The following is a 17,826-nucleotide window of genomic DNA, read 5'->3' on the forward strand; positions in this document are numbered from 1 at the left end:
TTTCCTTTTTAATGGTTTACAAGGCGTAGCTGAGGGTCAGCATGACCGAGTGTGCGACGTAGTTGCTGTTGAGGTTGCCCAGGGTGGTGTAGCTGCTGCTGTTGACGCTGCCGAAGTTGTTGTCGTAGTAGCGCTCGTAGCCGTAGTTGGCCTTGACCTTGGTTTGTTGGCTGAGTTGGTACTCGGCGTAGAGGTCGACGTTGTGTGACCAGGCGGTGTAATCGCCATAGGCACTGCCGGTGCTCAGTTCGGTCTCGGATTCAGACTCGGCGTAGCCGTAGTCGATGCCGAGGGTGAGCTTGTCCTGCATCAGGCCGGCGTAGCTGGCACCGAGGCCGACGAAGCCGAACTGGTCGCTTAAGTCGGTGTTATAGCGACTGGCCAAGCTGAGGTCGGTCTGCTCGGAGTCAATCCACTGTTGGCTGGCAAACAGATACAGGTCGAGCTTGGTCATCGGCTGGTAGTTGATGCTGACGTCGTAGCCGGTGTCGGTGGACTCAGTCAGGCCGATTTGGGTGTCGCTGTAGTCATCGATGGCGTAGCGCAGCTTGGTGTCGATACTGAGGTCAGCCAGTGGGGTATGACGAATCGCCAGTTCAACTTGGGTGCGGTCACGGTCAGCAATGTGGTACTTACGCAACAGGGCGTTGTCCTCGTCGCTGGTGGCGGCATCGGCCTGATAGCCGGAGCCATCGCGGCTGCCGAATTCGGCATCGAGGTTGAAGTCCCAGTTGGCCAGACGGGTGTAACGCAAGCTGGCAAACAGACGGTCTTCGCTGGTGTCCTCGGTGACGGTATCGGTGAGCTCTTTATCGATGTACTGATATCCGGCAATCAGCTTGGCCCCGGTCATCATCCGGTAGTTGGCTTGCAGCTGATAGGCGGTGCGCTCGCTGTCCAGCGCGACGTTTTCAACAGCGCGGCCGTTGCTGGGATCGAAGTCGATAGACTCAAAGGCGCGAATCGGCGTCTTGTTGTCGCGCTCTCGATAATCCACTTTTGCCTTGATGCGTAAGGCACTGCTGGCACGGAAGTTCCAACGGAGATTGATGTCCCAAGTTTCGACTTCAGCGTCGGTACTGGTGATGCCGGGTATGGCACCGTCGATGGTGACAAAGTCATCGTCCTGATAAAGCCAGCCACGGACTACCCGGCCGCTGAGGCTGTTATTGTCAAAACGATAGAGGCCGTCAGCACTGACTCGATGGGCTTCGTTATCGGGCGCATAGGCCTGAACGTTACCGCCGATGGAGTTGTTGATGCCGGAGAGCTTGTTGTCGAACAGGCTGCCGTGATAATTCAGGCCTGCAAGCCAGTGTTGGCCGCTAAGCTGGCCGCCGGCGGTGATGATCTGGGTTTGGTTATCGACTGGAGCGACGTAGTTGGCCGGGGTGGTGGAATCATTGGCGTCGGGGAGGTCGATAAACTGGCTGGATTTGACCTGCTGGCCGGTCTTATCGGTGTAGCGATAATCGATAAATGTATTCCAGCCAATATCGCTGCTTTCGCCATTCAAGGCGATGCCAGTAAACCAGTTCTCGCGCTTAAGCTCGAGGGTGGTGTTGTGAGCACTACCTGTATCGGTAATGACGTCGTTGCCAACGGCATAGTCAGTCATGGCGTCATCTGCGTTGACATGCAGGATGGACTGATAGCCACCGTGTAGGCGCAGGATGTCGTTGCGATACTGACCTTCAATGCGGCCGGTCTCTAGCCCGAAGTCGTCGGCTTGAAGTTGTACTCGGGCACCGTCGTTGGTGGCATCGATATCGGCCTGAAGGGCACCGGTGAATCCGTCTTCATCGCCGAAACGGGTGGCTGCGCGGGCATCGTCGGCATCGACGTAGAGGGCACTGATGCCGATGTAGCCATCATGCTGTTCGATTACGCAGCGTTTGCAACTCCATTTGTTCTTGTTGATGCTTTCGAGGTTGGCGTCGTTAAGGTCAAACCCGGAAGCGTGTGCGGTGCCGGCGCTCATGATGGCGAGGGCAACCAGACTGAGTTTTGCGTTCATGCTTGCTCTCCTTATTTACGTAGGTAATTACCGCTAGGGTGGTTGGAGCCGTGAATCTGGTTGTGGCAATTCAGGCAGCTCTGCCCGGTGGTAAAGACGTTGCCGTCGGTAGGTTCAACGTTGAACTGGTGACCGTCGGGCTGGTGGCAGTTCTGACACAGCTGCGGGGCCTTGCGGGTTAGCAGGTTGTCGTTGACGCTGCCGTGAGGGTTGTGGCAGTTGCTGCAGTCATCGACGACCGCTTCGTGTTCCCACAGGAATGGACCACGCATCTCTGCGTGACATTCAAAGCAGCTGTCGTTAACCGAAGGTTGTTTAAGTGCGGCCTCTGATAGGGAGCCGTGGGGCGTATGACAGTCGCCGCAGACCATGGCGTTGTTTTCCAGCGGGTGGCTGCTGCGTTTGTGCATGGCGGCGCGCTGCTCGGTATGACAGCGACTACAGACGGCGTTTTGTTGATCGCGAGCTAGTATCGTGTCGTTGGCTGCGTGAACTTGGTGACAGCTGACGCAGCTGACGTCGGCATCGACATGGACGGAGTCATGCCAAGCCAGGCGCTCATTGTCTTGGTGACAAGAAAGACAGACAGTGTTTTGGAGTTCGGCGGAGACGTTGCCGTCGGCACCGAAGGCAATCATGGGTTCGTTTTTGCCCTTGTGCTTGCCTTGAGGGCCGTGACAGCTTTCGCAGTGCAGCTGTGCCATGGGACCGTCGCTGGAGGCAGTGTTGCCATGGGCACCGGCGAACAGGGCCATGACGGTGTCGGACTTGGCGTGACACATGAGGCAGCTGTCGGCGCCCTTAGTGGAGTATTTGCCTGCGATGAATTTATCTTGTAGCAGGGATTGGGTGGCAGGATTGGCATGGGTAACTATCGACGGGAAGGCTAAAATTATGCCGATTGCAGCCCTTCGTAACCATAAGTTGCATATTGAATTCATAATATTCCTTGTGCCTTTAAATTTTGGAACAACGTTATTATGCAACATTGGATATTATCTAATTATTAACTAGATAATAATCCCATTGACTCATGACTCGTTTTCCTCAATAGTAATTAATAATTTTTAATGTCGTGAGTTAGGCGGTAATTAACCTGATGTTAGGGTGTTATTCTTCGAGCTGCGTTCGTTTTTTTATGCATTCAATAGTAAGGGGTTACCTTTGTCGGAATTTAAAGGTGAATCGGATTTTGATAAAATCAGTCACGCATTCGAAAATGACTTTGAAAGTTTCTTAAGAAAATCTAATTTGAATGATGATGCCATCGCTAGCGTGCTTGATTGCTGCATTGTTCGGGAACTAGATAAAGGCGAAACTTTTACTGCCGATTATGAAATGTCAGCCGTTAATTTTCTTTGTTCTGGCTTTTTAAAGTCGTTACTGGAAATCCCTGTGGGTACCCTTAGGTGTGCCGGGTTTGCTGCTGCTGGTTACTGTTTTCATGGTGACCCTCCGGGCGGGCGACAAGTTACCAATTACATAGCACTGCGGCAAAGTAGAGTCATTTCCATTCGTGGTGAGGATCTACAAAGGTTGGCAAAAGAATTTTCTTCTATCTTTGAGCTTACAATCAAAGTATACACCTATAAGTTATATGCTGAGCGTAACTGGTTGGTCTTAGGCTCTGCCATAGACAAGAAACAATACGTATTAACTACATTATATTTATTATCAATTTATCAACTAAAAAGTGGTGAGGAAGTAACTATTCGTCAGCAAGATGTCGCTGAATATTGTGGTGTGACTCAAACTTACGCAAATTTAGTTATTAATGAAGCGGTTAAAACTGGAGCGATAAAGAAAAAGTATGGTGGGATTGAAGTGCTTTCTTTCGAGCTTTTCACTGATCTAGTTGACTTGGATTTAATAGAAAATATGGCAGAGCAAGACCCTCAAATGCCCTAGTGGATAATAGTGGCCTTGTTAATGGCATGGACGCACCTCCCCTCCAACTTAGCTAACGGTTTTAACTGATGATTACTTACGAAACCGGAGCGTCCATATATGATCAAATTCCTGCTCAAGATTCAGCTGAATCAAGACATCTAGTTGATTATGCAGATGCCTGACGAACGGGAATACCTAGCACTATGAGTTTGTTCATTGCTTCAACACCAGCTAATGCTTCAGCAACTTGCCGATTGTAATAACACAGCCTGAGCTTTGAACTAACGAGTTGTTTATAACGTTAGATGGCCGTTTGTGACAACGTCCGAAGGTGGTATTCGTTATCCTTTTTCCACTGCTTTAATTTATCCTTTTGCAATGCTTTTACGGCTTCATTTCGAGGGTGCTGGCCTTTTTACAGAGCAGCGTTAGAGCTGGGTTGGGTTGTTGGCCGCATAGGAGCAGTTCAGCAAAGCGTTTGGGACTGCGACCTAAGGCAGAGGGTATTGCAAAGGGGACTAAGCGCCCCTAATACACACATTCTTGCATACAAGAATGTGTCGTCGCTACAGCGACATCCGCCCCATGAAAACACAACTGCTGCCACGCCGCAGGCCTAACACCAGTCAGCAGCAACCAACATCACAGAGCATTTCTATATCAGTGTCGAATGACTGTAGAAAGTCACACACTTTAGTTGGTGAATGGGAGAGTGTGATCTCCACAGTTATATGCTGTTGAAGTTAAAGCTATTATCTTTGGCAAGAGTGAGGCGCTTTAAGCTTAATAGGGAATACGGATAAATACCGTAGCTGTACTCGCAACTGTAACCAGAGCGCAATGCAAGAACCACTGGCCGATACAACCTAACTACGTATCAGCTGGGAAGGAGCATTGCTAGAGACTGGAAGCCAGGATACCTACCTCATTTCTGATTTGACTCAAGCGGGTTTCTTGAGCAGATAAGCATCAAATATGATCGACTAATTTTAAGGCCATAGCCCTTCTTTTAGGCAATGGTGGTCGGTCCGCTATTCCTGTCTGCCGTTGTCCGCGCCGTTAACGTTCCATCCGTTTTTGATAATGATTTTGCTTGGTAATCCAAGTAAATGTTTACCTATCTCAGTCTACGCTGATGCTCATCTTTTATGAGCTACTGGCTAAGGCTAGAAATGACCACTTATAGGCCGGACAACAATGATAACAACGATGCCGCTGTGGCAGATCTCACTGGCGCTGATGATGGCACTGCTGCTCGATTACTTGTTGGGGGAGCCTCGTCGTTTCCACCCACTGGTTGGGCTGGGTAGGATCATCACCAAGGTTGAAGCCCGCCTCAATAACGACAGCAAGCTATTTGGCGTAGCTGCGCTAGCGCTACTGGTGTTGCCATGCTTAGTACTTTATCTGCTTGAGTTACCGCTGTGGTTGCAGATTATTATCCTCTATTTGGTTATTGGTGGGCGCAGCTTGACCGAGCATGGCACTGCCGTTGCGCTGGCGCTGGCCAGCGGTACCATCGAGGACGCCCGCACTAAAGTGAGTTACATCGTTAGCAGAAAAACCGACAGCCTCGACGAACCTAAAGTGGTTAGTGCGACCGTAGAATCGATGCTTGAGAACGGCAATGACGCCGTCTTTGGCGCGCTATTTTGGTTTATTGTTGGTGGCGCACCTGCGGCAATCATCTACCGCATTGCCAACACCTTAGATGCCCGCTGGGGTTATCGAAATGAGCGTTTTAATCAATTCGGTTGGGCAGCCGCTAAGTTTGATGATCTGCTTAATTGGCTCCCTGCACGACTAACCGTACTGACCTACGCCGCTCAAGGTAACTTCCGCCAATCGCTGCGTTGTGCTTGGCTGCAGGGGCGGCAATGCGCTAGCCCTAATGGAGGTCCGGTTATGGCCGCAGGGGCAGGGGCGATGAACGTAACCATCGGCGGCGGCGCTGAATACGACGGCTACCGCTGCGATAAACCGCTGCTTGGTGTTGGCACCTATGCCGACGCTAGCGCCATCCGCAAGGCTTGCGCACTTGTGGATTATGGTGCTTGGGCTTGGGCTGGTGGGTTAGCGCTGCTCTGCATCGTTTTATACTTTATTACAGGAACATTGGTATGAGCCTAATCCACCACGGTGGCCGTTTGGCGCCAATGATCGCTCGCTACAACATTCCCCGAGAACAATGGTTAGATGTGTCTACTGGTGTCAGCCCTTGGACCTATCCTCATACTGCCATCGCAGCAGCACATTGGAACCGCTTGCCGGAGGAGGAAGATGGCCTCGAACAAGCCGCGCGCGACTATTATCAGTGCCAATCGCTGTTGGCGGTAGCTGGTTCGCAAGCGGCCATTCAAACCTTGCCCGAGGTTTGGCGCAAACAACTTGAGCTTAGCGGCGACTGGCGCGCTGAGCAGATGAGAGTTGGTTTGCCACAGGTGGGTTATAAAGAGCATCAAAAAGCGTGGCAACGAGCAGGTTGGATCATTAACCATTATCCGCCGTCGTTAGATAATCGGTTTGTTGCTGGGGTTGATGCGCTGGTTGTGATAAACCCCAATAATCCCACTGGGCAGTTATACGATGCGAAAACGTTGTTGCAGTGGCAGCAACAACTGGCAAAAAAAGGTGGCTTAATGGTGGTCGACGAAGCCTTTGCTGACGTTGATTTAAGCCAGTCGATAAGTCACTTATGCCCACAGCCGGGGCTAGTGGTATTGCGCTCGGTTGGTAAGTTTTTTGGCTTAGCCGGTATTAGAGCTGGGTTTGTGTTAGCCCCAAGCCAGCTGTTAAGTGCTTGCGCCTATGAGCTTGGCCCGTGGACTATTGCCGGCCCTGCTCGGCAGATCTGCATGCGGGCGTTGCAAGATACACCGTGGCAGTTAACACAAAGACAGCGCTTAGCAGCAGCAACGGTACGTTTGCAGGCGCTATTGCAGCCGTTGTTGTGCCATGGTGCGTCGTTGGCGGGAACCGATCTGTTTCAAACCCTCTACAGCAACAAGGCAGTGCAGTGGCACGAGCAGTTGTGTGCGGATGGCGTATTCACACGCCTTACCGATGAACAGGATGGTATTCGCTTTGGTCTGGTTGATGATGAGCAGCAGTGGCAACGTTTGGCGGCGGCAATTAGTAAGTTAACTTAACGTTATTTTATTTTTTGCAGAAAACAAATTCGCTAAAATAATATGTTTCAACCATTAATGTCGCTTGGCTATCAAATTTTCATGGTAGCCTTGATATTTTTTCGTAATCAATCTCAATTAATTCGCAGTTGGCTGGAACTAGTGTTTCCTTACTCCAAGGCGGCAGCCCATGGTAATAGTTCAGGCAAGTTCTAATCCATTCGCCATGGGTGACGATGATAATGGATGAATTGTTATTAATATTAATTACTTCAAAAAAACGACGGATGCGATTAAGCAAACTCAAGGTCGACTCTGATCCTTCAATATCCATTGCATTCTGGTTGAAACGACCATGGTAACCAGCCATTAGGCTCGGCTCTTCGCTGATCGACTTTCCCTGTAATGCCCCCATATGGCGCTCTCTTAGGCGCGGATCTACCCTCAGTTCCGCGTTAGTGGATATCAGTTTTGCTGTTTCAATACAACGAGATAGGTCGCTGCTATAGATAGCATCTATCGGCGTATCTTTGAGCTGACGTGATAGCGCTTGTGCCTGATTTATTCCTTGAGCAGACAGCGAGCTTTCGAGGTGGCCTTGGATTATTCCTTTTCTATTCCAAGTGGTTTCGCCATGTCGGCACAGATATAAATTCATTTCTAACTACAAATCATTAGGTGGGTTAACGGCAAGATATTTAGACTAAGTTATTTAAAGCTCTAGCTTCAACCGCGCTTACTCAAATTTACAGAATGATAATCATTTATTGTATCTATATCACGTTATTTGCCTTACCGAATAAATACTGTCGTTTATCACATATTATTGATGCCCCTTGCTGTCCTACTCTAGCGTCAGTTTCGTGGAGCATTAGTGCTTAAAGGGGAACCAGATGAAATTTCTGGACTGTACCCGCAACTGTAATTGGTAAGTTAACTCATATGCCACTGGCGAAATGCTGGGAAGGGTGAGTTAGTCAAAGCCAAAAGTCAGGATACCCGCCATGAATACCGTATTACAGATTGAGCGGGATCACTCAATGTCTGATGCACCATACCTTCTGGCGCCAGTCTATCTCCCGTTCCATATCTATCGATTTTGTTAGGCGTTGGATGTGTTGACGGTTTCTTTGCTGAAGCTGCTATCCGCGCCACTACCGTGGTGTTTAAGTCGTGACCGTTACTGCAATAAAACAAAGTAAGCACCGAAGTGAGTTAAGAACCGGTTATACCACCGGTGCTTGCGCCACGGCTGCCGCTTTGGCTGCGCTCAAAACCTTGCTAGGCGGCACTACACCAGCGGCTGTAACCATCAAGCTGCCGGGCGGCAGTGATGCTCGCTTTGATTTAGCGCAATGCCAATTGGGTTTTGCTTCTGTCATCAAAGACGCTGGTGATGATCCCGATTGCACCCACGGCGCCAATATCTCCGCGACGGTTGAACTGAGCTCGCGCAGTGGCATTGAGTTTGTTGCCGGCGAAGGGGTTGCGACAGTAACTAAGCCGGGATTGGAGCTTGGCGTTGGTGAGCCTGCTATTAACCCAGTGCCGCGCAAGATGATACGTGAACACCTGTTGCCATTGTTGCAACAACATCAGCACTGTGGCGCTAAGGTAACCATTGCGGTTGTTGGCGGCGAGGCGATGGCGGAACACACCATTGGGCGTCGCTTAGGCCTAATTGGTGGCATCTCGATTCTAGGTACTCGCGGTACCGTATACCCCTATTCAACGTCGGCTTACGCCGCTTCTGTTCGACAAAACGTTGAAGTTGCTGTAGCAGCTGGCCATACCCAGATGGTTCTAACCACCGGCAGCCGCACTGAGCGTGCGGCAATGGCAGCACGGCCTAACTGGGAAGAGATTCAGTTTGCCCAAGCTGGTGACTTTTGCGGTGTTGGCTTGCGTGCGGCGGCTCGTTATGGAGTAACACGGATAAGCCTTGTCACCATGATTGGCAAGTTGTGCAAGATAGCCGGCGGCACCACCATGACCCACGTTACTGGCCGTGCGATTCAATTCAAACTGCTGGCCGCTGAACTCGCGGCCATGGGCGCCAGTGCCGAGGTGTGTCGGTCCGTCGCAGCGGCCAACACCGGTCGACATCTGTTTAGTTTGGTGCCGGTTCAATGGCATCAACAATTCTTTCAGCGCCTGTGCCAGATGGCAGCGCGTCATTGTTACCAATACAGCCACAATAAGGTGATTGTTGAAGTTGAGTTAATTGACTTCGACGGCTCCTTGTTGGCAACGGCTTGTCACGGAGAATAACCCTTGGAACAAATGAAACAGCTAACGGCTCAAGGCCAGCAGATTGAGCGTGACTCTTTTGGTCAGATTGATCTGGAGATCGAACGCGACCACGGTGGTCACAACTTCACTCACGAAGAGTGGGCGGTGGTTCGTCGGGTAATCCATAGTAGCGGTGACTTTGAGTTTGCTGATCTGTTTTGCTTTAGCGAAGACGCTGCTGAGCGCGGTATCGCTGCTATTCGCAATGGTGCCAACATCGTTACCGACGTCAATATGATTGTTACCGGCCTTAGCGACCGCCGTATGGCCCAGTTTGGTAACAGCGCCCACTGTTTAATCAGCGAGCCACAAGTGATTGAAGCGGCGGTTGCCAGCGGTAAAACCCGTGCTATCGAAGCGGCTCATCAGGCGGCCAAAGCCGGGCTATTAGACGGTGCCATCATCGGCATTGGTAACGCACCAACGGCGTTATTCGAGTTTATCCGTATGGCTCAAGCTGGCGAGATTAAACCGGCGTTGATCATCGGCTTACCGGTTGGCTTTGTCCGTGCGGATGAATCTAAGCAGGTTCTGATGGACAGCGGCTTAGAACACATTAGCTGCCGTGGCCGTAAAGGTGGCAGCACCTTGGTGGTTGCGGCATTGCACGCGCTCATGGTTGAGGCAGCGAAATGAGCGGCAAACTGTTTCTAATCGGTATTGGCGCCGATGGCTGTCCCAGCCTCACCAGTCGCGCTATCAATGCGGTGGCAGAATCTGAGGTGCTGGCAGGTACCGAAGAGCAGTTGGCGTTCTTCCCGCAATTTGCCGGTCAGAAAGTGAAGTTGTCGATGCCGATCGACGCGTGGGTCATTGAGCTGATGGAACAAGCTGAGGACCGTTTTGTCTCGGTATTAGCCAGCGGCGATCCGATGTTTTTCGGCATTGGCCAAACCTTGGTTCGTCAGGTTATCCCATGCGACGTTGAGGTAATTCCTAACTCCAGCTGTGTTCAGTTGGCCTGTGCGCGCCTGTATTTACCCTGTAACGAGGTCGATATTGTGTCGCTGCATGGCCAGGTCAACGCTGCCAAGGTACCCGGTCTCGTCGCACGAATGCAGCACGCTAATCTGTTGGCGGTGCTGACCGACAAAACCAATACCCCAGTTGCCATTGCTAATTACTTGGTTGAGTTCGGTGAACTCGATTGGCGCGTTGCGGTTTGTGAGGATCTCGGCAGTTGTGATGAAAAGATCACTGAGTTCAGTCCGAAGGAGCTTGCTGCTGGCGACGCAGGGCAGTTTTCGAATCGTAATATTCTGCTGTTACAACGCCACGGCCAACCTAGGTGGCACGGTTGTAAAGGCCATCGCCCAGACGACGAATATCTTAAACGCATGCCCAAGAGCGGCTTGATCACCAAGGCGCCAGTGCGCGCTGTTGCCGTTGCAAACCTGTGTTTGCAGCAAGACTCCGTTGTTTGGGATATCGGCGCTGGCTCCGGCTCCGTTGGCATTGAGGCCGCTAAGATTGCTTATCGCGCGCCGGTGTTTGCGATTGAATGCACCCCGCAATGTTGGCCACAGATTGAGGCCAACCGAGTGTTACAAAAAGTGGACAACCTGCGGCTGGTTCAAGCCAAGGCACCCGAGGGCTTAGCGGCGCTACCTGCACCCGATGCGGTTTTTTGTGGTGGCTCCCGTGGTCAACTCGATGAGCTATTGCCACTGGTGTGGCGTCGTCTGCGATCTGGCGGCCGAATGGTATTTAGCGCGGTGACACTGGAAACCGTAGCTGAGCTGTCGCAACTGGCCAAAAAACATCAATTATCAGCGCAGATGTTGTTGATCCAAACCTCTCAAGAGCGGGCGATAGGCCCGTATGTTAGCTACCAAGCCAACAATCCAATTCATCTATTTATTTTTGAAAAACCGGAATTCTAACCATGACTAAAATCGGAAAATTATACGCAATCGGCGTCGGCCCTGGTGCCAGCGATCTGATGACTCTGCGCGCGGCTCGTTTGTTGCGCGAAACCGACGTAGTCGCGGTTCCTGAGAAAACCTTAGGCAAGCAAGACTCCTTCGCTTGGGCGATTGCTACTGGCGCTGTCGCAGCCAAAGAGATCCAAGGTGAAACCCTGTTCCTGCATTTCCCGATGAGCCGCGATGTCTCTATTACCGTGCCGGCATGGCAACGGGCTGCTGCAGCCATCATTGAGCGCCTACAGCAGGGCTTAGATGTGGCCTTCATTACTGAAGGTGACCCTTCGGTATTCAGTACTTGGGCTTATTTGCAGGAAGAGTTGGCAGAAAGCTTGCCACAGGTTGAGGTTGAGATTGTACCTGGGGTGTCCTCCATTACCGCGGTACCAGCAGCAACCGGTGTACCACTGGCTGATGGCGAAGAGCGTTTCTGCGTTGTGCCTGCGACCTACGGTATTGAGATGCTGCCACGGCTGATGGAAGAGTTTGACACCATCATCCTGATTAAAGCAGGCCGCATGGTTGAACCGTTGATTGAGCTATTAGAGCCCATGGATATGTTGCATTGCGCCCGCTATGTATCGTACGCCAGCGGTGACAACCAAGAGGTGTACGAGGATCTGCGCCAAGTACCGCAAGAACATCGCTACTTTGCCATGGTGCAGCTGTCTATTCGCGGCCGTAAAGGTCGTCTACGCCACGGTAAGGCTGCCTAAATGTCGCTGGCCATTCACGCCATCACCCGCAACGGTACGCAGTTAGCGGAGCAACTGATGGCTGCGCTGCCTCCGGCGCATGGCTTTGCCATGTACCCCCAAGAGGGCGGCGCTGCAAGCACAATTACTGGCTCATTCAAGGCGCACTTTGGTGCAATCTTTAATGATTTTGGCGCTCACCTGTGTATTTGCTCGGTTGGAATTATGACCCGAGTGTTGGCGGATCTCGCCACCAACAAGCGTGATGATCCAGCGGTGATCTGCATGGATGAGCAAGGCCAATTTGTGGTGCCAGTGCTCAGTGGCCATCGTGGTGGTGCCAATGCGTGGGCCATGCGTATTGCTGAGGTCGTAGGCGGCCAAGCGGTGATCACCACCGCCAGTGACGCTAGCGCTACCTTAGCGGTGGATCTGCTTGGTGCTGCCTATGGTTGGCAGCTTGATCCTTGCTGTGAAGACGACATTACCGCGGTTAGCGCGGCTGTTGTTAATAACCAGCCGGTTTACTTTGAGCAAACCAGTGGCCATCGCCAGTGGTGGCCGCATCAGAAACCATGGCCGACCCATTGGCTCAGCAGTGCAGATGGCGCTACCGCGCGGGTGGTGATAAGCCACAGCACCGATACGCCAGCATTTGCTGGGCCAACGGTGATTTGGCGCCCATCGGTGTTGGACTTAGGCATTGGTTGCGATCGCAACACGCCCCAGCACGTTATTGCCGCAGCAGTGACGGCGTTCTGTCAGCAACATCAACTGTCGCCGCTGTCTATTCGCCGCATCAACAGTATCGACCTTAAGGCCGATGAAGTTGGGCTTATTGGTTATGCCAAACAGATTGGAGTGCCATTTCGCTGTTACCACAAACAGCAATTGGCCAACGTTGCCGGGATTGAAAACCCGTCGGCTACGGTTGAGCGCTGCATAGGCGTTTCCTCAGTGGCTGAAGCTGCCTGTTTGTTCGGTAGTGGTTGCAGCACGCTATTGGCACCTAAGTTCAAGTTTAAGGCGCACGGCTTCAACGTCACCGTTGCCGCTTGTGTCGAGCAAGCTGTTAAGCCAGCGGCGTCGATGCTGCAACAAGCCAAGCCGATGAAAGGCTATCGCTACCATTTGATTTTGTGTGGTGGCCGCCATTGTGATGATGGCAACGGGAAATCATTTGCGAGCAAATTGCGGCGCTTAGCCGCGGTTGAACTTGCACCAGAGCAGCGGCTGAAGATCACCCGCAGTTACTGCGTTGGTGGCTGTCGTACTGGCTTGCGCGCGGTGCTGTATCGGCACGACCAACAAACTGATCCTAACCACGGAGTGTGGCTGCAGCATTTGGAAGATATGCCATTTGGCCAATGGCGAGCGTTGTTTCAGGCGTTGCCAAGTAAACAGCGCTGGACCGAGCTGCTTGAACCTCAGTTCATTGCTCAGACTGCCTGCCTGAGCGAGGCACGCTAACAATGATGCCAATTACTTTAACCCAGCCATTACGGGTGCTGGTGGTTGGTGGCGGTCGAGCTGCCTCAATCAAGGCCAGGACTGCACTGCGTTATAACCAGCAAGTGACGCTGTTGTCCCCGGCGTTAACCGACGATTGCATCGATTTGGACTGCGTCCATATCGAAGCGGATCTGTACCAGTGCGATGACGCCACGTTCGTCGGTTATGACTTGGTTTACTTGGCGCTGCCGTGGCCACAACAGCTGTCGTTGCAGTTGCACCTAACCGAGCTGGCCAGTCGATTAATCGCCAAGGGCGCCTTGCTGTGCGTCAGTTGCCAGCCGCGCTTAGGCAATTTCGTTAACCCTTGCAGCCGCAGTGTTGGCGATAACGTACTAGCGCTTTCTGGCAGTGGCCGCAATCCACGACAAACTCGAAAACACACCATACAACTGGCCCACGAACTAATAAAAATACAACGAGGTCTTTGCACAATATGAAACGACAACGTCATTACCAACAAGGACGAGCACTGGTTATTTGCTGCTTCGGCTCTGTGGTTGACCAAGCGCGCTTTGACGCGTTACTCGAGCAAGCACATAAACGTTACCCCGATTGCGAAGTCCGCTTAGCGGTGAGTTCGCGTATGGTTCTGAACCGTTTGAGCGACCGTGAGCTATATACTTTGCCGGAGCAATTGGCACAGCTGGATCGCGGTGGTTATCGGCAAATCTTGGTGGCCTCTTGTTACTTATACCCAACCGAAGAACATCAACAATTGAAGCAAGTGGTTGAGGGTTTCAAACAGTTCAGTTTGTCTCGTTTGGCTTATACCCCGGCGTTATTGCAAACAGTTAACGGCGCTAATTCGATCTTGGCCGCTTTAGCTGCACGCTTCCCAATGGAGGAGGGTGTTCACAATCTGTTTATCCATCACGGCGCGCCGCAGCTGGATAACGCCGGTTATAACGCCATTTGGTATAGCCAACAGTTGCTTGAGCAGCTGGGCGAGCGCAATCACTGTTGCTCACTGGAAGGGGCGAACCCATACCCGCTGGTAGCGGCCAAGCTGAAGCAACAATTAGCGGCGGCTAAGCGCGTCCGCTTGATCCCGTTGCTGTTGGTCAGTGGCAACCATGCGGTTAACGATGTGGTGTCTATTCAAGCAGATCTGCAGCAGCTTACCGAGGTCGAGATTGCTGCCCCAATCACATCAGAACGCTTCTGCTTACTGGATTTAACTGCGGTAACCGAGACCCTGTGGAAGCAAATTGACACCGAATTTAACAAGCTTGGAGAGCTAGCATGAGTGGTCATCTATCGATTGTAGGTATTGGACCGGGCGATCTTCGCTTGGTTACCCCAATGGCGCGCGACGCCATCGAACAGGCTGACGTTATTGTTGGCTATAAGCCTTACGTAAAGCTGATTGAATCGCTGTTAACCACCCAAACGATCGAAGCCAATGGCATGACCCGTGAGGTTGAACGTGCGCAAGCGGCAGTAGAAATGGCGTTTGCTGGTAAACGGGTTGCGGTTATCTCGTCAGGCGATGCTGGCATGTACGCCATGGGCTCTTTGGTTTACCAAATGCTGCAGGAGCATGGATGGCATGTCGATCATCCTACTCGCGTCAATATGATCCCTGGAATCACTGCTGCCAATGCCTGTGCTTCCTTGGTTGGCACCCCATTAGGCCATGACGGTTGCACTATCTCTTTATCAGATCTGCTGACCCCGTGGGAGTTGATTGAGCAGCGTATTGAAGCGGCCGCTAAGGCTGATTTCGCTATTACCTTCTACAACCCTCGTTCCCGTCGTCGCACTAATCAGATTGAGATTGCTCAAGCGATTTTGCTGCAACATCGCAGCCCAGATACACCGGTAGCGATTGTCGATAACGCCTACCGCGGCGATGAGCAAAGCGTTCAGATCAGTGACTTGGCGAACTTTACCAACTGCGAATTTGCGATGACGGCGGCGGTGGTGATTGGCAACAGCCAAAGCTACCTCTTTGCCGACAAGATTATTACCCCACGTGGCTACGACAATAAATACTGCTTTGAAAGTGGTGCAGTTAAACAAGGCCAACAACGTGGCAAAACATTGAACACTCAGGAGTTATCAGCATGACCGTATATTTCATTGGCGCCGGGCCAGGGGACCCAGATTTGATCACCGTTAAGGGCGCTCGTTTAGTCGAGCAGTGTCCGGTGGTGTTGTACACCGGTTCGTTGGTGCCAAAAGAGGTGGTTGCTCGTGCGCGTGAAGATGCACTGGTACTGAGCTCTGAAGATATGGATTTGGATGACATCATCGATGTCTGCAAACAAGCTCATGAACGTGGTGAGGATGTAGCGCGGGTACAAACCGGTGATCTCTCTATCTACAGCTCGTTGGCCGAAACCACCCGTCGCTTAGACCCGCTGGGCATCGATTGGAAAGTGGTACCTGGAGTGAGCTCATTCCAAGCGTCCGCTGCCGCATTAGGGCAACAACTGACGTTACCAGAGCAGTGCCAAACCATTATTTTAAGCCGTGCCAGTGGGCGCACCCCAGTGCCAGAGAAAGAGAACCTTAAATCGCTGGCAGCACACGAAGCGACCCTGTGTTTGTTCCTATCTGCCACTCTTATCCGCAAGGTTGCCCGTGAACTGAAAGAGGTTTACCCAGGCAGCTGGCCGGTGGCAGTTGTGGAAAAGGCATCGCATCCAGAAGAGCGCATCATCCGCGGCACCTTGGACACCATTGTTGAGCAGGTAGAAAGCGCTGGGATCCGTGCTACTGCAATGATTATTGTTAGTAAGGTGCTGGAGCAAACCGATTTCAATGATTCGCGTTTGTACGCCGCCAACTTCTCCCATGGTTTCCGCAAAGCGCGCGTTGCTGAGGTGATTGATGACTAAGCCAGGAACGGTTTTTCTGGTTGGCGCAGGCCCGGGTGATCCCGGCCTGCTAACCCAGCGGGCAGTCGAGCTGATGCAGTACTGCGATGTGGTGTGTTATGACCTGTTGGTTGGGGCGGCGATTTTGTCGCAGATCCCAGCTGATAAGGAGTTACTGCCGGTGGGATACCGAGGTTACTGCGGTACCAGTATTGAATATGGTATGCACCCAGAGGTGGTTGAGCAGGCCTTAGCCGGTAAAACGGTTTTGCGCCTCAAAGCGGGTGACCCGTTTATCTTTGGCCGTGCTACCGAAGAGTGCCGCTGTCTAACATACCACGGCATCGACTATCAGGTAGTACCAGGGATCAGCGCCTCGCTTGGTGCCGCCGCTTACGCTGGTTTTCCGCTAACCAGCAACGGCATGGCGTCGGACGTTACCTTTGCTAGCGGCCATCAAACCTCAAAGACGCTGTCGAACTGGGCGGCGTTAGGGCAAAGCTCTGGCACCTTGGTGATCTACATGGGCGCGAAGAAGCTTAATACTCATGCGCAATTGCTGATGTCGAAGGGCAAAAGCAGCGATACGCCGGTAGCGGTGATCTCCGCTGCCACTGGCGCTAACCAACGTATGCTTAGCTCGACCTTAGGTGAGGTTGGCGATCAGATCGATCTGTTTGATAACGGCGATCCGATGTTGGTCATTATTGGCGAGGTGGTGTCTTTATCGCCGGAGCTAAATTGGCGCAACGACTTGCCGCTGCGTGGCTATCAAGTATTGGCTTGCACGCAGGAGCAGAGTCTACTGCAACAGATTAAACTCGCTGGCGCGGTGGTGGTTGAGTCGTTTATCAAGCACCAGCAATTACTGAACGATGCGGATTGGCAACGGGTGTTGGCTGCGGACGCACTTCATCTTGTTGGTGCCGATTCGGTTTGTACCTTAATTCGTAGCTGCATCGCCAACAAACTGGATATGCGTAAGTGGCATTGGCATCTTAGTGGTGATCAAGCAGCGACCGAGTCTTTGGCAAAAGCCGGTGTGATTGCTGCGGAGCGTCTAGAGCAGGCGTTAGTGCTGTCTAACGGCGTCGGTGCGAATGAGATTGATGCGGCCTCTGGTCGTTACCAGTTGCCGGACTACGAGCTCCCTGATGCCAAGCTGGCTATTTTGGACGACATCAAAGCACTTGAATGTTTGCTGGCCACCGAACTGTGCCCGGATCTGATCCTAAGCCGCTGTCCTGAGTTGGTGAAGACTGCCCAGAATCGAGGTTATAGCGCCCGAGTGTTGTTGGCGACCGATACGCCGTTAGCTATTCGTGCTTGTCTAATGGATTTGGCGGCGTAGTGGAGTACAAAGGTTAGAGCGTGCTTTTCTGAGCGCTCTGATCTTTGGTTAAACCAATGGCAACTAATATCGGCGAATGAACATTCGCTATTTGAAATAAATGCGCGCATAAGCAACAACTTATACGCTCATTTATATAACTATTCTGTCAGTATAAGAATGGCGCCGATGCGCTACTCATTCTATGTTGT

16 protein-coding genes, 1 pseudogene and 2 riboswitches are annotated in these 17,826 nt (G+C 51.9%); of the genes and pseudogenes, 13 read left to right on the forward strand and 4 right to left on the reverse strand.

Going from position 1 to position 17,826, the window contains the following annotated elements; genetic code table 11:
* Nucleotides 1–16: 16 nt before the first annotated feature.
* A complete protein-coding gene (locus HER31_RS04985; protein WP_168659563.1) occupies nucleotides 17–2,017 on the reverse strand; it encodes an MtrB/PioB family decaheme-associated outer membrane protein in 2,001 nt (666 codons plus the stop codon).
* Nucleotides 2,018–2,028: 11 nt separating this feature from the next.
* Entirely contained in the window at nucleotides 2,029–2,958 is a 930-nt protein-coding gene (locus HER31_RS04990) for a DmsE family decaheme c-type cytochrome (protein ID WP_168659564.1), read from the reverse strand.
* A 223-nt stretch (nucleotides 2,959–3,181) separates the two neighbouring features.
* Here HER31_RS04990 and HER31_RS04995 point away from each other — a divergent pair, with 223 nt between their 5' ends.
* Complete coding sequence (locus tag HER31_RS04995; protein WP_168659565.1) at nucleotides 3,182–3,925, forward strand: Crp/Fnr family transcriptional regulator; 744 nt, start codon at nucleotides 3,182–3,184, stop codon at nucleotides 3,923–3,925.
* 148 nt (nucleotides 3,926–4,073) lie between these two features.
* On the opposite strand, the pseudogene HER31_RS18785 reads toward HER31_RS04995, so the two are convergent.
* Nucleotides 4,074–4,361: pseudogene (locus HER31_RS18785) on the reverse strand (IS5/IS1182 family transposase); the annotation flags it as partial.
* Between the two features lie 299 nt (nucleotides 4,362–4,660).
* Nucleotides 4,661–4,849: riboswitch (cobalamin riboswitch) on the forward strand.
* A 255-nt stretch (nucleotides 4,850–5,104) separates the two neighbouring features.
* On the opposite strand from HER31_RS18785, the gene cbiB reads away from it, so the two are divergent.
* Both cbiB and cobD read left to right on the forward strand, forming a co-directional pair.
* Entirely contained in the window at nucleotides 5,105–6,031 is a 927-nt protein-coding gene (gene cbiB / locus HER31_RS05000; protein WP_202983608.1) for an adenosylcobinamide-phosphate synthase CbiB, read from the forward strand.
* Nucleotides 6,028–7,056 carry a threonine-phosphate decarboxylase CobD gene (gene cobD, locus HER31_RS05005; RefSeq protein WP_168659566.1) on the forward strand — a complete coding sequence of 343 codons (1,029 nt, stop codon included), beginning with the start codon at nucleotides 6,028–6,030 and terminating at the stop codon, nucleotides 7,054–7,056. Before cbiB ends, cobD begins: the two co-directional genes overlap by 4 nt.
* 79 nt (nucleotides 7,057–7,135) lie before the next feature.
* On the opposite strand, the gene HER31_RS05010 is transcribed toward cobD, so the two are convergent.
* The gene (locus HER31_RS05010; protein WP_168659567.1) at nucleotides 7,136–7,693 is read right to left on the reverse strand and encodes a histidine phosphatase family protein; all 558 of its coding nucleotides are present in this window, start codon (nucleotides 7,691–7,693) and stop codon (nucleotides 7,136–7,138) included.
* A gap of 189 nt (nucleotides 7,694–7,882) precedes the next feature.
* Nucleotides 7,883–8,056, forward strand: a riboswitch (cobalamin riboswitch).
* Nucleotides 8,057–8,208: 152 nt separating this feature from the next.
* On the opposite strand from HER31_RS05010, the gene HER31_RS05015 reads away from it, so the two are divergent.
* The 10 genes from HER31_RS05015 to cobA are packed head-to-tail and all read left to right on the forward strand — an operon-like array spanning nucleotide 8,209 to nucleotide 17,635.
* A complete protein-coding gene (locus HER31_RS05015) occupies nucleotides 8,209–9,306 on the forward strand; it encodes a cobalt-precorrin-5B (C(1))-methyltransferase (RefSeq protein WP_168659568.1) in 1,098 nt (365 codons plus the stop codon).
* A gap of 12 nt (nucleotides 9,307–9,318) precedes the next feature.
* Nucleotides 9,319–9,963, forward strand: a complete 645-nt coding sequence (locus HER31_RS05020; protein WP_168663165.1) for a precorrin-8X methylmutase — start codon at nucleotides 9,319–9,321, stop codon at nucleotides 9,961–9,963.
* Nucleotides 9,960–11,210, forward strand: coding sequence for a precorrin-6y C5,15-methyltransferase (decarboxylating) subunit CbiE (cbiE, locus tag HER31_RS05025; protein ID WP_168659569.1), 1,251 nt, complete (start codon nucleotides 9,960–9,962; stop codon nucleotides 11,208–11,210). Before HER31_RS05020 ends, cbiE begins: the two co-directional genes overlap by 4 nt.
* Before the next feature lie 2 nt (nucleotides 11,211–11,212).
* Entirely contained in the window at nucleotides 11,213–11,968 is a 756-nt protein-coding gene (cobI, locus tag HER31_RS05030; protein WP_168659570.1) for a precorrin-2 C(20)-methyltransferase, read from the forward strand.
* Nucleotides 11,969–13,417, forward strand: a complete 1,449-nt coding sequence (locus HER31_RS05035) for a cobalt-precorrin 5A hydrolase (protein ID WP_168659571.1) — start codon at nucleotides 11,969–11,971, stop codon at nucleotides 13,415–13,417.
* Between the two features lie 2 nt (nucleotides 13,418–13,419).
* Nucleotides 13,420–13,899 (forward strand): NAD(P)-dependent oxidoreductase, encoded by a 480-nt coding sequence (locus HER31_RS05040; RefSeq protein WP_168659572.1) that lies wholly within the window; start codon nucleotides 13,420–13,422, stop codon nucleotides 13,897–13,899.
* On the forward strand, nucleotides 13,896–14,708 hold the full coding sequence (locus HER31_RS05045) for a sirohydrochlorin cobaltochelatase (RefSeq protein WP_168659573.1): 813 nt from the start codon (nucleotides 13,896–13,898) through the stop codon (nucleotides 14,706–14,708). The genes HER31_RS05040 and HER31_RS05045 overlap by 4 nt, the downstream gene beginning before the upstream one ends.
* The gene (cobJ, locus tag HER31_RS05050; protein WP_168659574.1) at nucleotides 14,705–15,532 is read left to right on the forward strand and encodes a precorrin-3B C(17)-methyltransferase; all 828 of its coding nucleotides are present in this window, start codon (nucleotides 14,705–14,707) and stop codon (nucleotides 15,530–15,532) included. Before HER31_RS05045 ends, cobJ begins: the two co-directional genes overlap by 4 nt.
* Nucleotides 15,529–16,305: a precorrin-4 C(11)-methyltransferase gene (gene cobM / locus HER31_RS05055; RefSeq protein ID WP_168659575.1), complete on the forward strand. Its 777-nt coding sequence runs from the start codon at nucleotides 15,529–15,531 to the stop codon at nucleotides 16,303–16,305. Before cobJ ends, cobM begins: the two co-directional genes overlap by 4 nt.
* Complete coding sequence (gene cobA / locus HER31_RS05060; protein WP_168659576.1) at nucleotides 16,298–17,635, forward strand: uroporphyrinogen-III C-methyltransferase; 1,338 nt, start codon at nucleotides 16,298–16,300, stop codon at nucleotides 17,633–17,635. The genes cobM and cobA overlap by 8 nt, the downstream gene beginning before the upstream one ends.
* Nucleotides 17,636–17,826 lie beyond the last annotated feature (191 nt).

It is taken from the genome of Ferrimonas lipolytica, assembly GCF_012295575.1.
Lineage (GTDB): Bacteria > Pseudomonadota > Gammaproteobacteria > Enterobacterales > Shewanellaceae > Ferrimonas > Ferrimonas lipolytica.